Source organism: Massilia sp. TSP1-1-2 (assembly GCF_049896185.1).
Lineage (GTDB): Bacteria > Pseudomonadota > Gammaproteobacteria > Burkholderiales > Burkholderiaceae_D > Telluria_A.
The window spans coordinates 1-18,251 of the sequence record NZ_JAFCTU010000025.1 but is presented as its reverse complement, the minus strand read 5'-3'; the positions used below and the strand labels follow the sequence as shown (position 1 = coordinate 18,251).

Annotated in this window: 16 protein-coding genes; 10 read left to right on the top strand and 6 right to left on the bottom strand. The window is 63.4% G+C overall.

Going from position 1 to position 18,251, the window contains the following annotated elements:
• From ACP7BV_RS19410 to ACP7BV_RS19395, 4 genes are all read right to left on the bottom strand, one after another.
• Entirely contained in the window at window positions 1–1,386 is a 1,386-nt protein-coding gene (locus ACP7BV_RS19410) for a SpoVR family protein (protein ID WP_426106135.1), read from the bottom strand.
• A complete protein-coding gene (locus ACP7BV_RS19405) occupies window positions 1,383–2,543 on the bottom strand; it encodes a DUF444 family protein (protein WP_426106210.1) in 1,161 nt (386 codons plus the stop codon). The genes ACP7BV_RS19410 and ACP7BV_RS19405 overlap by 4 nt, the downstream gene beginning before the upstream one ends.
• Window positions 2,544–2,584: 41 nt before the next feature.
• On the bottom strand, window positions 2,585–4,549 hold the full coding sequence (locus tag ACP7BV_RS19400; protein ID WP_426106134.1) for a serine protein kinase: 1,965 nt from the start codon (window positions 4,547–4,549) through the stop codon (window positions 2,585–2,587).
• Window positions 4,550–4,758: 209 nt separating this feature from the next.
• A complete protein-coding gene (locus ACP7BV_RS19395) occupies window positions 4,759–6,888 on the bottom strand; it encodes a TonB-dependent receptor (RefSeq protein ID WP_426106132.1) in 2,130 nt (709 codons plus the stop codon).
• A 163-nt stretch (window positions 6,889–7,051) separates the two neighbouring features.
• Between ACP7BV_RS19395 and ACP7BV_RS19390 the strand changes: the two genes are divergently transcribed.
• From ACP7BV_RS19390 to ACP7BV_RS19365, 6 genes are all read left to right on the top strand, one after another.
• Window positions 7,052–7,549 (top strand): pyridoxamine 5'-phosphate oxidase family protein, encoded by a 498-nt coding sequence (locus ACP7BV_RS19390; RefSeq protein WP_426106130.1) that lies wholly within the window; start codon window positions 7,052–7,054, stop codon window positions 7,547–7,549.
• Between the two features lie 69 nt (window positions 7,550–7,618).
• On the top strand, window positions 7,619–8,815 hold the full coding sequence (locus tag ACP7BV_RS19385; RefSeq protein WP_426106129.1) for a DUF445 domain-containing protein: 1,197 nt from the start codon (window positions 7,619–7,621) through the stop codon (window positions 8,813–8,815).
• Window positions 8,816–8,895: 80 nt separating this feature from the next.
• Window positions 8,896–9,330 carry an EamA family transporter gene (locus ACP7BV_RS19380; RefSeq protein WP_426106128.1) on the top strand — a complete coding sequence of 145 codons (435 nt, stop codon included), beginning with the start codon at window positions 8,896–8,898 and terminating at the stop codon, window positions 9,328–9,330.
• A gap of 145 nt (window positions 9,331–9,475) precedes the next feature.
• Window positions 9,476–10,372, top strand: a complete 897-nt coding sequence (locus ACP7BV_RS19375) for a sterol desaturase family protein (RefSeq protein ID WP_426106127.1) — start codon at window positions 9,476–9,478, stop codon at window positions 10,370–10,372.
• A complete protein-coding gene (locus ACP7BV_RS19370) occupies window positions 10,350–11,477 on the top strand; it encodes a sensor histidine kinase (RefSeq protein WP_426106126.1) in 1,128 nt (375 codons plus the stop codon). The genes ACP7BV_RS19375 and ACP7BV_RS19370 overlap by 23 nt, the downstream gene beginning before the upstream one ends.
• Window positions 11,474–12,286: a LytR/AlgR family response regulator transcription factor gene (locus tag ACP7BV_RS19365; RefSeq protein WP_426106125.1), complete on the top strand. Its 813-nt coding sequence runs from the start codon at window positions 11,474–11,476 to the stop codon at window positions 12,284–12,286. The genes ACP7BV_RS19370 and ACP7BV_RS19365 overlap by 4 nt, the downstream gene beginning before the upstream one ends.
• On the opposite strand, the gene ACP7BV_RS19360 is transcribed toward ACP7BV_RS19365, so the two are convergent.
• Window positions 12,273–13,193 carry a LysR family transcriptional regulator gene (locus ACP7BV_RS19360; RefSeq protein WP_426106124.1) on the bottom strand — a complete coding sequence of 307 codons (921 nt, stop codon included), beginning with the start codon at window positions 13,191–13,193 and terminating at the stop codon, window positions 12,273–12,275. The genes ACP7BV_RS19365 and ACP7BV_RS19360 overlap by 14 nt on opposite strands.
• 126 nt (window positions 13,194–13,319) lie before the next feature.
• Between ACP7BV_RS19360 and ACP7BV_RS19355 the strand changes: the two genes are divergently transcribed.
• The 4 genes from ACP7BV_RS19355 to ACP7BV_RS19340 all read left to right on the top strand — a co-directional run bounded on the left by ACP7BV_RS19355 (window position 13,320) and on the right by ACP7BV_RS19340 (window position 17,147).
• Window positions 13,320–14,717: an MFS transporter gene (locus tag ACP7BV_RS19355; RefSeq protein ID WP_426106123.1), complete on the top strand. Its 1,398-nt coding sequence runs from the start codon at window positions 13,320–13,322 to the stop codon at window positions 14,715–14,717.
• Between the two features lie 112 nt (window positions 14,718–14,829).
• A complete protein-coding gene (locus ACP7BV_RS19350) occupies window positions 14,830–15,300 on the top strand; it encodes a YkvA family protein (protein WP_426106122.1) in 471 nt (156 codons plus the stop codon).
• A 72-nt stretch (window positions 15,301–15,372) separates the two neighbouring features.
• The gene (locus ACP7BV_RS19345) at window positions 15,373–15,927 is read left to right on the top strand and encodes a PAS domain-containing protein (protein WP_426106121.1); all 555 of its coding nucleotides are present in this window, start codon (window positions 15,373–15,375) and stop codon (window positions 15,925–15,927) included.
• Window positions 15,828–17,147, top strand: coding sequence for an ATP-binding protein (locus ACP7BV_RS19340; RefSeq protein WP_426106209.1), 1,320 nt, complete (start codon window positions 15,828–15,830; stop codon window positions 17,145–17,147). Before ACP7BV_RS19345 ends, ACP7BV_RS19340 begins: the two co-directional genes overlap by 100 nt.
• A gap of 9 nt (window positions 17,148–17,156) precedes the next feature.
• Here ACP7BV_RS19340 and ACP7BV_RS19335 read toward each other — a convergent pair whose 3' ends face one another.
• Window positions 17,157–18,053 carry a LysR family transcriptional regulator gene (locus ACP7BV_RS19335; RefSeq protein WP_426106119.1) on the bottom strand — a complete coding sequence of 299 codons (897 nt, stop codon included), beginning with the start codon at window positions 18,051–18,053 and terminating at the stop codon, window positions 17,157–17,159.
• Window positions 18,054–18,251: the final 198 nt, after the last annotated feature.

Here is an 18,251-nt window from a genome sequence, read left to right as displayed (position 1 = left end):
TCACACCGGTGGCCTGCGGGTAGGTAACACCCGCACCACGCCGCGGAAGTCGACCGTATGCAAGGTCACCGGCCGGCGCCACACTTTTGCCACGTAATCCATCACTTTTTCGGCCTGTTGCAATTCTAGACCCCGTCCGTCGCGCAGATAGTCGTGGTGCAAGTCGAGGCTGCCGTCGGCCCCCACCTTGGTCACGCTCACGCAGGGAGCGCCGTAGTTGTACTTGGGCGCAAGGATTGCTTCGCGGATTGCACATATATCGCGGTTGGCGATGCGCGTTTCGCCATCCTTGCGCATTTCGTAGACGAACAAATCGAGTTGGTCGGCCAGTTCCTGATCCAGGTAATTGCGGATGAAGCCAAAGTCGTCTTCCTCACGGACAATTTGGCGAGCCTTTTCCATGCCATGTTTGTCGATGATGTACTCCCACATCGAAAAGCCCAGGTGATAGGGGTTGACCGACAGCGACAATTGCTGGCCGCTGCCAAAGGGACGCACCACGTCGGAATGCGACTTGACGGCCGCCACGTAAAGGTCGTGCGGCAGGAAATGTGCTTCGCGCAGCAAGCGCGCATGCCAGTAGGACGCCCACCCCTCATTCATGATCTGGCACGCAAAAATGGGATGGAAGTAAAAAGCTTCCTCGCGCACGGCCAGGAAGATATCGCGCTCCCAGTCTTCCATGTCGGGTGCATAGTGCGCGACAAACCACAGCAAGTCGTACTCCGGCTGGGGAGGTAGCGGCGAACGCTGGGGCGCCTCGTTTTTTACCTCCGGCACGGTTTCGCCCGGCAAGCGAGAAAAGCGGTGATAGAACGGATCCGGACCCCGCTCGGCGGGCGGCGCGATGAATTCGGGGTAGCGTGGACGGTGCAGGGCCTGGTTGACGTCGATGTGGGTTTCCAGCGCCAGCGCCGCGTCGAGCACCGCCTCCACGCGCGACTGGCCGTGCGCCGCCAGCGCGCGTTCCAGCCGCAAGGCCCGTGCAGCGCTTTGTTCGAGTATTTTCCCCCCGGCCATGGAAATGAAGCGGGTGAACAGCTGGTTGTTTTTCGCGAAGTCCGCATGGCCAAGCACGTGCGCGGTGATCAGCGTGTTTTCGGCCAGCGAGTTTTGCTCCTGCATGAAAGCGTGGCAAGGGTCACCGGGAAACATCACTTCGAAAATGCGCGAATGGCCCATGTGCTGGCGCACCAATTGATGGATGTAGCGCACCCCGAACGACCAATGCCGCATACGCACCGGCAAGCCGTAGACGGCGATCTCGACCATGAAATTGGCCGGCACCAGGTCAAAGGTGACGGGATAAAAGTCCATCCCCAGTTCGACGGCGAGTGCCTCGATCTGTTCGGCGTACTGCGCCAGCGTCTCTTGCACGGAACTCATGGGCGTACCTCGGCAGTGTCTGCTTCCACTTCCTTGGAGAAGAACTTTCGCAGGGCGCGCCAGACGTCATCGGGCGCCGACAGGACGCTGCTACTGATCGGCAAGCCGCGCCGCTCCAGTTCATTGCACAAGCGCCGCATTTCCGTTTCCAGCGCGCGCGGCACGCCAGGCAGCGTTTCGACATAGCCGATGTAATTCAACATGCCCCCCAGTTCGCTCAAGGACTGGTTGGCTGCCGCGCGGTCCTCGGTGAAGTTCTCGCCGTCCGAGGCGTAGAACATATAAATGTTGTTGTGCGCCGCATCGAGTTCCTTGCGCACCAGCTCGTTCACGAGACGGAAGGCGCTCGAAGCGATGGTCCCGCCGATGCCCGTGACCTGGAAAAACTCGCGCTCGCTGAACTCCCACGCATGCGTGGTGTGGGCGATAAAGCGCGTTTCCACCTTGGCATACTTGCGGCGGATGCCTTGCAGCGCAAAAAAGAAAAAGGACTTGGCCAGCTTGCGCTCGAGCTGCGTCATGCTGGCCGACACGTCGATGACAAACAGGATGGTCGCGCTGGTACTCGGCCGCACGCGCGTGACAAGCTGGCGAAAGCGCAGGTCGTCATTCGTAAAGGGCACTGGATTCGTTTGCACGGCGCGCCGCTTGATCGCTTCCTTGACGGTGCGCCGCCGGTCCAGCCGCGAGCGCGCGCCGCGCTTGTCCCAGCCTTCGCGCACCAGTTCAACTTCATCGATGCGCGCACCCGGCTTGGGCTGCAGGTCGGGCAGCTTGAGTTCTTCCCAGATCCAGTCCATGACGTCGTCGATGGAGAACTCGAGCAGCAGGCGCACTTCGCCGTTTTCGCTGCCGCCTTCACCCGACTCGCCACTGCCCGAAGAGGGCTCGCTCTGGCCGGACTGGAGCACGTCGCCCGGCTGGCCTTCGCCCTGGCCGGCGCCCGTCTGGCTGCGGCCTTCGGCCAGCTTGAAGCGGGCGTGTTCAAGCATGCGCACCGGCACCTGCACCGTGCGCTCCTGCGGCCCGGTGATGAGGTCAGGGCCGGCGATCAGGTCGGGCAAATGGCTTTGCACGGCTTCGCGCACCTTGTCGTTGTGCCGCAGCCAATCACGCGCTCCGCGCGAAAATAAGTCATACCACCCCGTGTTGATCATCGCTGTCACGCCATGCCTCCTGACCCGCTGGTGACAATCCCTTACTCTTGCGCCAGCAGGGTGGTCACGTAATTGAGCGCTTCGCGCGCGCTGTGGCCGTCGTAGCCGTATTCGTCTACCAGCCGTTTTTCAACGGCGGAAATCTTGGTGCGGATTTCATCGTCCGGCCGCTTGGCCGAGCTGACCAGCCGCAGCACGTCGCGCCGCTGCTCGAACAGATACTGTTGCACCGCATCGTTCAACTGCAAATGGCTTTCGAGGCTGAACTTGATGCCGCGCTTGTAGGCGCCCATGGCCTTGCGCACGACCTCCTGGCGGAACGACTGCTTGCCTGACTCGGAAATATGGATTTTTTCTTCTACCGCCCGCAAAAAGCGTTCGTCCGGTCGCCTTTCCTCGTTGGTGATGGGATCCTTGATCTGCCGGTTGTCGAGCATGGATTCAACCTCGTCGAGGTATTTGTTCAGCAAATCCTGCGCTTCCTGTTCAAACGACACGAACAAGGCCTTGTGCACGTCTTCCTTGACCCAGCGGTTGTAGAAGTCCTTGCGCGTCAGTACCAGGTAGTCGACCCATTTGCGCTTTTTCTTGGGATCGATGCGCGCGTCGCTTTCGATGCCATCCTTGAGCGCGAGCAGCACGTCCATGGTCGACAGACTCTTGCGGTTGGACTGAATGATCGCGCTCGACAGCGCGTTGATCACGAAACGCGGCGACACGCCCGCCAATCCTTCATCGGGCGCCTTGGCCTTCTCTTTGACACGCCGGACCTCGGTCCGGTTCACGCCATCGACTTCTTCGTCAGCGTGGATGCGGATTTTCTTGATCAGTTCAACGTCTTTTTCGTCGCCGTCCTGGATGCGGCTGAGAATGGCGAATACGGCCGCCGCGTGCAGTACATGCGGGTCGAGGTGAACATCGCGAAAGGCCGGCGCTGCCGACGAAATAAGCTTGCGGTAGATGCGCGCCTCTTCGCGATAATTAAGCGTGTAAGGCACCTGGATGATGACCATGCGGTCGAGCAATGCCTCATTCTCGCTCTCTTGCAGGAACTTGCGAAACTCGGCCAGATTGGTGTGCGCCAGGATGGTTTCATCGAGGTAGATGAGCGGAAAGCGCGACACCTTGACGTTTTTTTCTTGCGTGAGCGTGAGCAGCAAATACAGAAATTCGCGCTTGACCTTGAGAATTTCGATCATCTCGAGCACGCCGCGGCTGGCGGCATACACGGCGCCCGACCATGACCACGCGCGCGGGTCGCCCTCGTCGCCGTACTGCGCCACCTTGGACAGGTCGACCGAGCCGACCAGGTCGGCCAGGTCGGCGGTGGTGGGGTCATGCGGGGCGTAGGTGCCGATGGCGCTGCGCCCCGATTCGGACACGAAAAAACGTTCCACCGGCATCTGCATGAAGTCGCCGGCGAACTGGTCTTCAAGGCGCGCCCGGCAATGCGGGCACACTTCGCCGGTGATGTCGATGCCGTAGGTGTTGCGGCAAGTGGCACGCATGGTGTGCGGCACCAGGTGCAGCGGCGACTCGTGCACCGGGCAGCCGGCGATGGCGTACAGCGCGCCTTCGTCGGTATAACTGTATTCCTCCAGGCCGCGCTTGAGCAAGATGACCAGCGTGGACTTGCCGCCCGACGGCGGACCGAGCAGCAGCAGCAGGCGCCGCCCCACCTCGGAACCGGCCGCCGCCGCCTTGAAGTAATCGATCACGCGCTCGATCGCGTCGTCAATGCCGAACAAATCTTCGTTGAACAGGCTGCAACGGAAATGGCCGTCCTCGTCGCTGGTGCAGGTGGCGCGGATCATGTCCCAGATGTACTGGTGCGACGTGCGGGCGACCTGGTGCGGCGCGGCGGGCAGCACCGCTTCCATAAAGCCGGAAAAAGTGCCGGACCAATGGCCGGCCCGGTGCTCCCTGGTGAACTGGGTCAGGCTGTTCAAAAAGTTCACTTGCTGGTCCGCCAGCCGGTTGCCGTTTTCCTCGCTGGGTGTAATCACGTTTCCTCCGCTAATGGTGGGCACGACGGACATGGCCGCTCGCCGTGCGTCATTTAAGTATCAGCGTGCGTGGCATCGCGCGGCTGACCAGCATCAACGTGCGGGACTGAACCTTTATTTGCGAGGGCGGTCTCAAACGTAGTACGAGCACGCGAAAAAAAGCAAAAAAAAGCGCCCGAAGGCGCCCTTGATGCTCCGGCAAGCCGGCGTTAAAACGTGGCATTCAGGGTCACCCGCAGTGCGCGCGGCGAGCCTGGCGTGATGTTGTTGTTGCCATTGGCCGAAGCCCAGTACGCCTTGTTGAGCAGGTTCTCCACATTGGCCTGCAATTGCAGGTTGTTGTTGACCTTGTAGAACAGCGCCACGTCGACCCGGGTGTAGGCGGGCAGGGTGACGGCATTGTCGACGGCCGCATAAATGCTGTCGCGGTAAGACACGCCCAGGCCCGCGCCCCATTGGCTGTCCAGGTCGTAGCGGTTCCATAGCGAAAACGTTTGGCGCGGCACGTTGGCCAGCGTGGCGCCGGTTAGCGTCGTGCTGCCCTTGATGAACGCCAGCTCGGCGTCCTGGTAAGCGTAGCCGCCCATCACGCTCCAGGCGGCATTGACCTTGCCCGTCAAGCCCAGTTCCACCCCCTTGGTGCGCTGGCCGTCGGCAAGGATGTTTTGGGTAGCATCGTTCGGGTTGGCGATGATGACGTTGGTACGGTCGAGCTTGTAGACGGCGACGCTGGCGGCCAGGTCGGGGCGGATATCCCACTTGGCGCCCAGTTCCAGGTTCTTGAATTTTTCCGGATCGAATGCGGCCACGCGCGCGGTCAGCGAACCGAGCTGGTCGCCGGCACGGGGCACGTAGGCCAGGCTGTAGCTGCCATACAGCGACAGCGCTTCGAATGGCTTGTAGACCAGGCCCAGGCGCGGCGACACTGGCGTGTCGCGCACGCCCAGCCGGGCCAGCGTGGCCGGGTTCTTGTTCTCGAAGTCAACCTTGAAACGGTCGTAACGCACGCCCGCGATGACTTGCCATTGCGGCGACAATGCGATCTGGTCTTGCAGGTAGACCGAGGCCACGGTCGCCACGCCGTGGTTCAAGGCATCGGTTTTCGAGGTGGCGAACAGCACCGGGCCGACGGCGCGCGGATTGCTCAACAGGACGCGGTCGCCCGCAATGGTGCCGGTCTGGCGCACGTTGTCCGTTTCCTGGCGACCGAACTCCAGGCCAGCGGCCAGCTTGTGCTTCACGCTGCCGGTCGCAAGCGTATAAAACAGGTCGGTCTGGTTGAACAGATTGGTGCGCTGCGTGGCGTTGTTGTAGGCGCCCAGCGTCACCTTGCCATCGGCGCCGGCTGCGCTGCTGGCGTAAATATTCTGATAGAACTTGTCGTAGTCGGCGTAGCGGCTGCGGTTGCGCAGGCTTACGCCGTTGCCGAAGTCATGGTCGATGACGGCCGTGAACGCATCCACGCGCACCCACACGGGGCTCAGTTCCTGGTTGCCAAAGTACATCGACGGGTCGGTGCGGTAAGGACGCCCGGCAAACGAAGGCACGCCGCGGTCGGCCACGCGGTCGTCGCGGAAATGTTCGTAGCCCAGCACCACGCTGGTGTTTCGGCCAGCGCGGATCGCCAGGGTCGGGTTGACGCCGGCGCGCTTGACGGTCACGCCGTTGCGGTAGGTGTCGGACTTTTCCGCCAACCCATTGATGCGGAAGGCGACCTGATCGTTAATTGCCTGGCCCACATCGACGCTTGCGCGCCGGCTGTCCCATGAACCGAGCGTGAGGGAGGCCTCGCGCACGGGCGTCCAGCCCGGTTGCTTGCTGACGCGGTTGATCACGCCGCCCGACCCGCCGCGCCCGAAAATCATCGCGTTCGAACCCTTGAGTGCCTCGACGCTGTCGATATTGTAGAAATCGCGGAAATACTGGACATCGTCGCGGATGCCGTCGACGTAAAAGTCGCCGGTCGAGCTGTTGCCCCGAAACACCGCCGTGTCGCGGTTGCCTTCGCCCTGCGTGGTGACGATCCCCGGCACGTAGCGCACCACGTCATGCAAGCTTTGCATGTTCTGGTCGCGCATCAATTCCTTGGTGATGACCGTGATCGCTTGCGGGGTATCGCGCAGCAAGGTATCGGTCTTGGTTGCCGTGGAGCTGGACTTGACGTTGTAAGTCGCTTCCGCCGTCCCGATCACCTTCACCTCCTGCAACGTTGTCGCGGGCGCGGCCTGGGCGCAAGCGGCGGCGCTCGCCATGGCCAGGGCGCCCGCTGCGACCAAGTGAGCGGCGGCGGCGATCGGCGTAAGACGGGCGCGGGAAGGGAAGGGCGAGTGGCTGGACATGGTCTTGTCTTTTAATGTTAATGAGAATGACTCGTATTATCATTCATATTCCCGCGTTTTGCAATGCACAATCGCTTGCCTTCACGTAAGTTCGCGTGCGCACAGATGACAATGACAAGCCGTTCTATTATAAAATTTCCAGAAACCAGAACAAAGGAAGTCCATGTCCGCCTACGACCATTCCAGCCAGATTGCCGAACTGAAGTCGAAGATTCAGTCGATCCGCTTCGCCATGTTCACCACCGCCGACGACAATGGCCGCCTGCTCAGCCGTCCGATGACCAACCAGGAAATGGATGCCGATGGTAACCTGTGGTTCTTCACGTCCAGCGAAACGGACCTGTGGGAAAACATTGCCGTTCATTCGCAAGTGAACCTGAGCTTTGCCGAGCCGGCCGACAATGTCTACGTGTCGATCAGTGGCCGCGCCGAACGCGTGGTCGAGCGCGCCAAGATCAAGGAGATGTGGAACCCGGCCGTGCAGGCATGGTTTCCCCACGGTCCGGACGATCCGCACGCGATGCTGGTGCGCGTGGTGTCCGACAGCGCCGAATACTGGGATTCCACGGCCAGCACGATGGTGCAGCTATATAAAATGGCCAAGGCCGTGTTGACCGGCACCACGCCGGACGAGACGGAACACGCCAAGCTGAAGCTGTAAGCAGGCGCGCAGCTGGCTACCATCACGCCTTCGCCGCAAGAGGTGGAACAGGGCGCGCGCCTGGCGCGCATGCGCCTGTTAGCCACCGGCTTGCTGGCCGTAATGGCGCTCGTCTTTGTGCTGGCGCGCCTGTTCCGGGACCGGCACCCCGCGCTGGCCTTCGTGGGCGCCTTTGCCGAGGCGGCCATGGTCGGCGCGATTGCCGACTGGTTCGCCGTGACCGCCCTGTTTCGACACCCGCTGGGGCTGAAGATTCCGCACACCGCCATCATTCCGAGCAATAAGGAACGGATTGGTGAGAATCTCGGTAATTTCCTCGAACACAATTTTATGAGCTACGCCGTCGTGCACGGCGAACTCGCACGCATCGACTTTGCCGGCACCGCCGCGCACTGGCTCGACCAGAGCGCCAACGCGCGCGCCGTTGCCGCGCAAATCACCAGCGCCGTGCCGGCACTGCTGCGCATGGTGGAAGACAAGGATGCCGCCATGTTCCTGCGCGACGCGCTGGCCGGCGCGCTCAAGGACGTGCAACTGGCGCCGCTGCTGTCGCGCCTGCTGTCGGTGCTGGTGGCTGGCCGCCAGCACCATGTGCTGCTGGAAAAGCTGCTCGGCATCGTGGCCGCCGCGCTCGAAGCGCACCGCCCGTACATCCGCCAGAAAGTGCACGAGCACAGCCCGCGCTGGCTACCCAAGGTGATCGATGAAAAATTTTACGAGCGCCTGATGGCGGGCGTGCAAGCTATCCTCGCAGACATGCAAGGCGAGGATAGCGAATGGCGCGACCGTTTCCAGGCCGCCACCGAAGAACTGATAGACAAGCTCGCCACCTCGCCCGAGTACGAAACCAAGTTGCGCGCACTGCTCGACAGCAGCCTGGGCCATCCCTTGTTCCGCGCCTACGTGGGCCAGGTATGGGATGACGTCAGCGCTCGCTTGCTGGCCGACACCACCTCGCCGCAGTCGCGCGTGGGCGCCCATATCGAACAGGCGCTGCAGGCGGTCAGCGGCGCGCTCGGGCGCAACCCGGCGGTGCAGGCCAAGCTCAACGAATGGATCCGCACCTTTGCCGCCGAAACCATCGTCGCCAAGCGCGAACTGATCGTCGACCTGGTGCGGCGCGTGATCCGCAGCTGGGACACCGAAACGCTGTCGCGCAAATTCGAGCTGCACGTGGGGCGCGACCTGCAATATATCCGCATCAACGGCACCATCGTTGGCGGCCTGGTCGGGCTGCTGCTGCACACGGTGGGCCTGCTCTTCTAGCCGAGGCCGGCCAGCAGTGGCGTTTCTAGCCAGAAGTGGCTATGCTGATAAAAAATCACCATAAACCAAAAGGAAACGTCATGGCCGCACCGGCTGGATGGTTGTACTGGGCGCTGTTGTCGGCCGTGTTCGCCGCGCTGACCGCCATCTTTGCCAAGATCGGCATCGAAGGCGTCGATTCCGACATGGCCACGCTGATTCGCACCGGCATTATCCTGATCGTCCTGTCCGCCTTCATTGCCTATGCGCGCAAATGGAGCAATCCCCTGGATCTGTCGCCCAGGACCTGGCTGTTCCTGGGCCTGTCGGGGCTGGCGACGGGCGCCTCCTGGGTCTGCTATTTCCGCGCGCTCAAGCTGGGCGAAGCGTCCAAGGTGGCCCCCGTCGACAAGCTGAGCCTGGTGCTGGTGGCCGTGTTTGCGTTTGCCTTTTTAGGCGAGCGTCCGTCGCTGCGCGAATGGCTGGGCATTGCGCTGGTGGCCGGTGGCGTGCTGCTGCTCGCGTGGAAACGCTGAGCAACGCTGAACAACGCGGAACATTGGCGCAAGCTGCGCCGCACCGGCAGCATTTCGCGCCGCTTGCACGCGTTTTGGCGCATGGCACTGGCGCACCAGCGCTACGCCGCTCACCATGTGACCTCTCATCCATACGCGAGTTCCCATGAATACTACCGATAAAATGTTGCTGCTGTGGGGCCCCAGCGCTGTGCTGATCATCGCCCTGGTCGAGGCTATTGTGCTGTCGCGCCGCGCGCGCTACGACTGGCGCGCGGCCGGCGTTTCGGCGCTCGATCTGGTGGTGCGCCTTGGCGTCGGCTTCCTGCTGCCGCTGTCGATCGCGACGCCCTTGCTCCGCTGGGCCGTGGCGCACCGCCTCGCCACCATCGAACTGAACGGCGCCGCCACGCTGCTGGTGCTGTTTGTCGGCCAGGAGTTCTGCTATTACTGGTTTCACCGCAGCGCGCACAGTGTTCGCTGGTTTTGGCTGAATCACTCGGTCCACCATTCCCCCAATCAATTGAACCTGTCGGCCGCCTTTCGCATCGGCCCGTTCGGCAAGCTGTCCGGCACCGCGCTGTTCTTCGTGCCGCTGATGTGGATTGGCTTTGACGTGCGCGCCGTCTTCACCCTGCTCACGCTCAACTTGCTGTACCAGTTCTGGATCCACGCGACCTGGATTCCCAAATTGGGCTGGCTGGAGGGTATTGTCAATACACCGTCAGCCCATCGCGTGCACCACGCCGCCAACGTGGAATATCTGGACGCCAATTTCGGCGGCGTGCTAATGGTGTTCGACCGCCTGTTCGGCACCTATGTCAAGGAGCGCGACGATCTGCCGTGCCGCTACGGCTTGGTGCAGCCGATCACCAGCTACAACCCCTTGATCGTCGAGTTTTCAGGCTGGGCCAGCCTGGTGCGCGATCTGTCAAGCTCGCGCAGCGTGGGCGCCGTGGCCGGCCACCTGTTCATGCCGCCGGGCTGGGCGCCCAACGGCCAGGGCAGCACAACGGCCCAGCTGCGCGCCCGCCATACCGATGCCGATGCCGCCGGCGCCTGAGCCGGTGGCGCTGCACTCGCCGCGGCTAGACTGGCTGTGGCGCGAGCTGCGCATCGGCATCCCGGTGCCGATCCTGTGCGCGGTTTTTTTCAGCGCCTTGTTCAACGAACCTTTCTTGACGACGCTGGTGCATGCGTTTTGCATTGGCCTGCTGATCCAGTTCCTGATCGAGGGGGGCCGCTACGGCATGTCGTGGCTGCTGCGCCGCTTCAATCCCGCCCATGTCGACGCCCGCAACCACTGGCCCGGCTGGCGCCTGATGGGGCCGTGGGTGGTAATCGCATCGGTGGCGGCTTACTTTTCCGGCCATCTCAGTGCCGACTTACTGCTTGGCATCGACCATGGCCAGGGCCGCCTGTTCCCCCATCCGCGCGCGTTGCGCCTGATCCTGGGCACGGTCATTGCCATATCGGGCTGCTGCGTCTACGTTCTCTACATGCGCGCACGCATCGCCATCCTCGACGCGCGCGCGCAACTGGCCATGCGCAGCGCCGCCGAAAACCAGCTCAAGCTGCTCGAGTCGCAGCTCGAACCGCATATGCTGTTCAACACCCTGGCCAACTTGCGCGTGCTGATCGGCATCGATCCACCGCAGGCGCAAGCCATGCTCGACCACTTGAGCGGCTTTCTGCGCGCCATGCTCGACGCTTCGCGCACCGGCTCCCATGCGCTGGGGGCCGAATTTGCGCGCACTGCAGATTACCTCGAGCTGATGCAAGTGCGCATGGGCGAGCGGCTGCAAAGCACGCTCGAGCTGCCCCCTGACCTTGCCGCCCTTCCAGTGCCGCCGCTACTGCTGCAACCCTTGGTCGAAAACGCAATCAAGCATGGCCTGGAACCGCAGGTCAGCAATGGCTTGATCCACGTTGGGGCCCGCCGCGACGGCGCCACGCTGGTGCTCACCGTGCGCGACAATGGCGTGGGGCTGGGCGGGCAGGCGGGCGAGGGCAGCCGCTTTGGCCTGCAGCAGGTGCGCGAACGGCTCGCAGCGCTGTACGGCGCTGCGGCCTCGCTGCAATTGCACTCCTCACCCGAAGGCGGCGCGCTCGCCATCGTGCGCCTTCCCATTAAACCTGAAACAATGACAGCATCCGCACAACCTTGAACATCGCCACCGCCCTGATTGCCGAAGACGAACCCATGCTGGCCGCCAACCTGCAGGCTGAACTCGCCCGCGCCTGGCCGCAGTTGCACATCGCGGCCAATGTGCGCCACGGCGAAGCTGCGCTCGAGCGCGCGCTGGCCCTGCAGCCGGATGTGCTGTTCCTGGACATTCGCATGCCCGGCATGTCCGGCCTGGAAGCGGCCCAAGCCTTGGCCGATGCCTGGCCGGCGGCCAAGCCGTTCCCGCTGCTGGTGTTCGTCACGGCCTACGGCCAGTACGCGGTGCAAGCGTTCGAGCGCGCCGCCGTCGACTACGTATTAAAACCGGTGCTGCCGGCGCGCTTGCAAGATACCTGCCGGCGCTTGCAGGCGGCGCTGGCGCAACGTGCGCTGTGCGCCGCGCCCGCGCTCGACAGCGTGGTCGGCCAATTGCGCGCGCTGCTAGGCGAAGCGGCGCCGGCTGCGCCCGCCGCGCCTGCCGCGCCACTCTTGCGGGTGCTGCAGGTCAGTTCGGGCAACGCCATCACCATGGTGCCGATCGACGACGTGATCTACTTCGAGGTGGCCGACAAGTACATCCGCGTCATCACCGCCACGCAGGAACACCTGATCCGCGTGTCGCTGCGCGAGCTGCTGGCCCAGCTCGACCAGCAGCGTTTCTGGCAGATTCACCGCGGCACGGTGGTGCGCTGCGACGCCATCGCCAGCGCCGTGCGCGACGAAGCCGGCAAGCTGACGCTGCTGCTGCGCGGGCACCGGGACAAGCTGGGAGTAAGCCGCTTGTACGCGCCCCTGTTCAAGGGAATGTAGGCGGCGCCGGCGTCAAAGGCGCGGCGCAGCAGTCGGCAAGCAGCGCGCGCAGCCAGCGATGGGCCTGGTCGGCATCGAGCCTTGGATGCCACAGCAGCGAGACCGTCATGTCGGGCAGATCGACAGGCAAGGCAAAGCTGTGCATCCCATCGCGCAGCATGCCCGTATGGCGCGTCGGGACGGTAGCGACCAGGTCCGAGCCGCGCGCCAGCGCCAGCGCGCTGGAAAAGCCGCCCACGGTGGCCACCACGTCGCGCGCCAGGCCAAGGGCCGCCAGGGCCGCGTCGACGGCGCCCTTGTACTGGCCGCCCATGGACAGGCCCACGTGCCTGCCTTGCGCATAGCGCGCCGCGCTTAATTTCCCCTGGCACAGCGGGTGTCCCGCCCGCACCACGCCGATGAAGCGGTCGCTGAACAAGGCGCGGGTGCGCATGTGCGCTTCTGTCGTGTTGTCGATCACGCCCGTTTCGAGGTCAGCGGCGCCGTCGCGCAGGGCGGCGCCGTCCTTGTCCGGTTTTTGCACGAAACGCAGGTGCACGCCCGGCGCCTGTTCGCCAACGCGCTCGATCAGGGCGGGCCCGAAGTTTTCGGCAAAGCCATCGCGCGTGCGCAGCGTGAACGTGCGCACCAGTTGCCGCAAATCGAGCCTGGCCTCGGGGCGCAGCACCACCTTGGCCTCCTGCACCAGCTCGCTGACCTGCACCCGCAGTGCGAGCGCGCGCGGCGTGAGCACCATCGCGCGCCCCACGCGCACCAGCAGCGGGTCGCCCGTGCTCTCGCGCAGGCGCGCCAGCGCGCGGCTCATCGCGGACGGGCTCAGCCGCAAACGCCTGGCGGCGCCGGCGACGCTGCCTTCGGCGAGCACGGCGTCGAGCGTGATCAGTTGATTCAAGTCTGGCGTGGACATGGCGCCATTCTAGCGCGTTCGGCGTTTGACATGGCGTCCGCTGCACGTATCAAGTGCAAACGCTGCGTCTTCCGCTATGCCAAACGGGGGCGCATCATGTCTTCTCGCTCAACGAAAGGGACCATCATGAATCGCCCCGCCACCATTGACTTGCCCGCCGCCAACGGCGCCCTTGCCAGCTTGTCGCTGTGCGCACTGTTTGCTGCGCTTGGCGTAAGCTGCGCCAACGTCGCCTTGCCCACGTTCGCGCAAGCTTTTGACGTCTCGTTCCAGCAAGTCCAGTGGGTCGTGATCGCCTACTTGCTGGCCATGACAACGCTGATCGTCAGCGTCGCTCGCCTGGGCGACGTCGCCGGGCGCCGGCGCCTGCTGCTCGCGGGCATCGCGCTGTTCGCGGCGGCGTCCCTTGTTGGCGGCGTCGCGCCCACGCTATGGGTACTGATTGCCGCCAGGGCAGGGCAAGGCCTGGGCGCGGCGATCATGATGGCGCTGACCATGGCCCTGGTGGGCGCAACGGTACCGCAGACACGCACCGGCAGCGCGATGGGACTGCTTGGCGCCATGTCGGCTGCCGGCACAGCGCTCGGCCCCTCGCTAGGTGGCGTGCTGATCGGCACTCTGGGCTGGCGCGCCATCTTCCTCGTGAACCTGGCGCTGGCCCTGCTGACGCTGGCGTTGGCCGGCCGCTATCTGCCGCCCGACCGGCCCGACCCGGCCGGCGTCAAATTGCCTGTCGACGTTGCGGGCACGCTGCTGCTGGTCCTGGCGCTGGGCGCCTATGCGCTCGGCATGACGCTGGGACGCGGCACTTTCGGCCCGCTGAACGCGGCCTTGCTGCTGGCGGCGGCCTGCACCCTTGTGCTGTTTGTGCTGGCCGAGGGCAGGGCGGCCTCGCCCATGATTGCCCTGTCGATGTTGCGCGACAGGGCGCTGAGCGCCAGCCTGGCGGGCGGCGCGCTGGTATCGACGGTCATGATGGCCACGCTGGTGGTCGGGCCGTTTTATCTGTCGCGCGCGTTGGCACTCGATGCCGCGGCCGTGGGCCTGGTGATGGCGGTCGGCCCGGTTGCCGCCGCGCTGGCCGGCGTCCCCGCCGGGCGTCTGGCGGACCGGTTCGGCGCCGCGCGCATCGCCGTCGCCGGCCTTGCCGCCGGCTCGGTGGCGCTCTCGCTCATGCCGGCAAAGTTCGGCGTGCCCGGCTACCTGGGCGCCAGCGCCAGCATGACCGTCAGTTATGCGCTGTTCCAGACGGCCAACAACACGGCCGTGATGGCCAGCGCGTCGCCGCAACAGCGCGGCGTACTGTCCGGCCTGCTCAATTTGTCGCGCAATCTCGGCTTGATCACGGGCGCCAGCGTGATGGGCGCGCTGTTCGCCATCGGCGCGGCGTCGCCCAGCCTGCTGACCGCCCAGCCGGGCGCAATGGCGGCCGGCATGCGGCTCACGTTCGGCGTTGCTGCATTCCTGATCGTGCTTGCGCTGTCGATCAGTTGGGCCGGGCGGCGCGGACAAGTGGCACGCTGACAATTAGGCCGCATGGCATGCCAAGTTGCGCGAAAGCGGGCAAAAACCGGGCGTCAGGGGGCCGGGTATTGCGCTAACATGTCCGCTTCGTACAAAGCACCTCGAAAACACTATGGTTGACTTCAAGAAAAAAGATGCATCCCGTCCGGAAGCGGACACGCGCAGCCGGCGCATGCCATGGTCGCTGGGCAGCCGCTCCTATGGGAAATCGACCACCAAGGCTGCCGACTATATCCAGAGCAAGGAAAAGTTATCCAGGCTGATCGACCAGGCCAGCCTCAAGGCCACCGGCAGGCAGGGCAAGCTGAAAGGTGTGTGGAGTTCGCTGCTGGCGTTTTTCAGGCTCGTGCGCGCCTACGGCAACGGATCGTACCGGCAGGTAGCGCCGCGCTCGCTGCTGATGATCGTCGCTTCCCTGGTCTACTTTGTCAGCCCGATCGACCTGATTCCCGACTTTATCTTCGGCATTGGCCTGATCGATGACGCCACCGTGCTGGCCTGGACGATCAAAGCGTGCGCGTCGGACCTGGCGGCATTCATCAACTGGGAAAAGTCGCGCGCGGCGCGCAAACCGCGCAGTTGATGCAACGTTGACAAAACGGTCAATACAAAATAGGAACACCGAGAGGAAAACAGGCATGCCATTCATGCCGCCGTGGCTGCCGCCAGAAGCGGCCGTCACTACCATCTGAGCCTGGCATGTCCGACAGCGAAAGGAGCCGCGCGGTGGTGGGACGTGACCGTTTCCCTGATTGTTGGGCACAACGGTGAAGTGACCAGGATTTTATCGACCTCGCGCGACATCACCGAAGCGCGTTTTGCCAATGAAAAGGTACGCGCCAGCGAAGAACGGTTCCGTTCGCTCGTAACTGCGACGGCAGCGATCGTCTGGAGCACGTCCGGCACCGGAAAATTCGATGTCGAGCAGGCAGGCTGGGCCGGGTTCACGGGTCAACTGTTCGCATCGATGAAATACTTTGGCTGGCTCGAGGCGGTGCATCCGGACGACCGCGACCAAACCACCACTTCCTGGAATGCGGCCATTGCCTCGGGCGTGATGTACGAAACCGAGCACCGTTTGCGCCGCGCGGACGGCCAGTTCCGGGCACGATCGAAACGGGCGCCCATTTCAACTTCGCGTGCCGCATCAAACGGGCCGACGGCGAACTACGCTGGGTCGAGTTTTTTGGCAACCGGCAGCCGCACGTGAATGGCGGGCCGATGCGTATTATCGGTACCGTGGCCGATATTACTGCCAGCAAGAATCGGGAGGAAGAACTGCGCTGCCTGGCAGCCAACCTGTCCGAGGCGGACCGCCGCAAAACCGAATTCCTGGCAACCCTGGCGCATGAATTGCGCAATCCGCTCGCCCCGATCCGTCACGGCTTGCAATTGCTGCGCATGCAAACGGAAAACGTCGACACCTTCAACCAGGTGCGCGACATGCTCGACCGCCAAGTCAATCAGATGGTGCACCTGGTCAACGATCTGCTCGATATTGCTCGCATTACCAACGGGAAGGTAGAGCTGCGAAAGCAGCACGCGCGTGTTGGCGATCTGGTGAAGATGGCCGTCGAGACCAGCCTGCCGCTCATCAGTTCCTTGGCGCACCGCCTGATCGTCGCCGTTCCCGATGAAGTGATCCACGTCTACGTTGATCCCGGCCGCGTTTCCCAGGTCATCAGCAACTTGCTCAACAACGCGGCCAAATACACCCCCAAAGGCGGCGTAATTGAAGTGAACGTCACGCGTGACGGGCACGACGTGGTAATTGCCGTGACCGATAACGGTATCGGCATCGCGCCCGAATCGATTGACGCAATCTTTGGCCTGTTTCGCCAGGTCGGGCATGACTTCGAACGCTCCCAGGGCGGCTTGGGGATTGGACTGTCACTGGTGCGACAGCTCGTCGAATTACACGGCGGAACCGCCTCGGCGACCAGCGCCGGCAAGGGCGCGGGCAGTACCTTTACGGTGCGGCTGGGATTGGCGGGCGACGTGCCGGCGCCGGCGCCGCTGGAGCCGAGTGTGACCGAGGCGCTTGCAGCACGCAAGCTGAAAATTATGGTGGCCGACGACAATGTCGATGCAGCCGAAATTCTTTCACTGCTGCTGGAGGTTTTCGGCCACGTTACGGCTGTGGTGCATAATGGCCATGCCGCGTTGAACCTCGCGCGTGACTTCCTTCCCGATGTCGCCTTGCTCGACATTGGCATGCCCGGCATGAATGGCTACGAAGTAGCCAAGGCGCTGCGCCAGATACCACCGCTGGCCAACATGACGCTCGTCGCGCTGACCGGATGGGGCGGCGAGCAAGACCGGGCCCTGTCGCGAGAAGCCGGCTTTGACCGGCACCTGATCAAGCCGGTCGACATGCAGGTCATCGACAGCTTATTGGCCGACGTCATCGCTGCGCGCCAGTCCGGCTGAGGCGAGCGTTCAGCCTTCCTGGTGCCGGATCGCCTCGATCACAATGGACAACGCCCGTGACGACTGGCGCCGGCTCGGATAGTAAGCGTGCAGACCGGGGAACTTGGGGCACCACTGTTGCATCACGCTGATCAAGGCGCCGCTTTGCACATGCTCGGCGACCAGATCCTCGGTGACGAAGGCCAGGCCCGCGCCGGAAAGTGCCGCATTGACCATATGGTAGCCGCTGGTGAACATGGCTTGGCCGCGCGTGCGGACCTGGATCGCTTGTCCCTCATGCTGCAGCTCCCACGCATAGATGCCGCCGCTGCTGGCTAAGCGCAGCGTGATGCAATTTTGCTTCATCAACTCTTGCGCCGTGGTGGGGACCGCATGCCACTTGAAGTAGCCAGGGGAGGCGACGATCACGGTCGGCACGTCCGGCGTCAAGCGCACCGCGATCATGTCCTTTTCAACCTGGTCGCCGTAGCGCACGCCAATGTCGTAGCGCTCGGCGGCAATGTCCACCATCCGATAATCCGAATTCATTTCCAGGTGCAAGTCGGGGTAGAGCGGCAAGATTGGCGCGAGCCGCGGCCAGAGTACTTTGTCGATCACGTGATCGATGGCCGTGATCCGGACCGTGCCGGCGGGCTTGCCGCTAGCGTCGCTGATGGCGGCGATTTCAGCGTCGATTTCCTCCAGCCGGGGCGCGACGTTTTGCAGCAGGCGTTCGCCGGCCTCGGTTGGCGACACGCTGCGGGTGGTGCGCGTGAGCAGCCGCACCCCGAGCCGTTCTTCGAGCGCGCGGATGATATGGCTGAGCGCCGATTGGGTCATGCCCAGCTTGGCGGCGGCGCGGGTGAAGCTGCGTTCGCGCGCCACGGCAATAAAGACAAGGATATCGTTGATGTTGTCGCGCGCCATGTCACCCACCCGAGCATAAAAGGATTCATGATACATGACGTGCAGTATATAAAGCCAAACTCCATTCATGACGCCCCGTCATTAGGCCATGCAATGCGCACCCGGTTTTGCCCCAATCCACCCAAGTTAAGACCTTTCAACAGTTTTTCTGAGTCATCTTCTTGTGTGGTTTTACGCCGGGCTTCCTGGGCTTCGAAC

Excerpts from the sequence above, each read along its gene's own strand:
- ACP7BV_RS19395 (WP_426106132.1), bottom strand. The coding sequence starts at position 6,888 with ATGTCCAGCCACTCGCCCTTCCCTTCCCGCGCCCGTCTTACGCCGATC.
- ACP7BV_RS19335 (WP_426106119.1), bottom strand. The coding sequence starts at position 18,053 with ATGGCGCGCGACAACATCAACGATATCCTTGTCTTTATTGCCGTGGCG.
- ACP7BV_RS19355 (WP_426106123.1), top strand. The coding sequence starts at position 13,320 with ATGAATCGCCCCGCCACCATTGACTTGCCCGCCGCCAACGGCGCCCTT.
- ACP7BV_RS19350 (WP_426106122.1), top strand. The coding sequence starts at position 14,830 with ATGGTTGACTTCAAGAAAAAAGATGCATCCCGTCCGGAAGCGGACACG.
- ACP7BV_RS19390 (WP_426106130.1), top strand. The coding sequence starts at position 7,052 with ATGTCCGCCTACGACCATTCCAGCCAGATTGCCGAACTGAAGTCGAAG.
- ACP7BV_RS19360 (WP_426106124.1), bottom strand. The coding sequence starts at position 13,193 with ATGTCCACGCCAGACTTGAATCAACTGATCACGCTCGACGCCGTGCTC.
- ACP7BV_RS19380 (WP_426106128.1), top strand. The coding sequence starts at position 8,896 with ATGGCCGCACCGGCTGGATGGTTGTACTGGGCGCTGTTGTCGGCCGTG.
- ACP7BV_RS19370 (WP_426106126.1), top strand. The coding sequence starts at position 10,350 with ATGCCGATGCCGCCGGCGCCTGAGCCGGTGGCGCTGCACTCGCCGCGG.
- ACP7BV_RS19385 (WP_426106129.1), top strand. The coding sequence starts at position 7,619 with ATGCGCCTGTTAGCCACCGGCTTGCTGGCCGTAATGGCGCTCGTCTTT.
- ACP7BV_RS19375 (WP_426106127.1), top strand. The coding sequence starts at position 9,476 with ATGAATACTACCGATAAAATGTTGCTGCTGTGGGGCCCCAGCGCTGTG.
- ACP7BV_RS19410 (WP_426106135.1), bottom strand. The coding sequence starts at position 1,386 with ATGAGTTCCGTGCAAGAGACGCTGGCGCAGTACGCCGAACAGATCGAG.
- ACP7BV_RS19405 (WP_426106210.1), bottom strand. The coding sequence starts at position 2,543 with ATGATCAACACGGGGTGGTATGACTTATTTTCGCGCGGAGCGCGTGAT.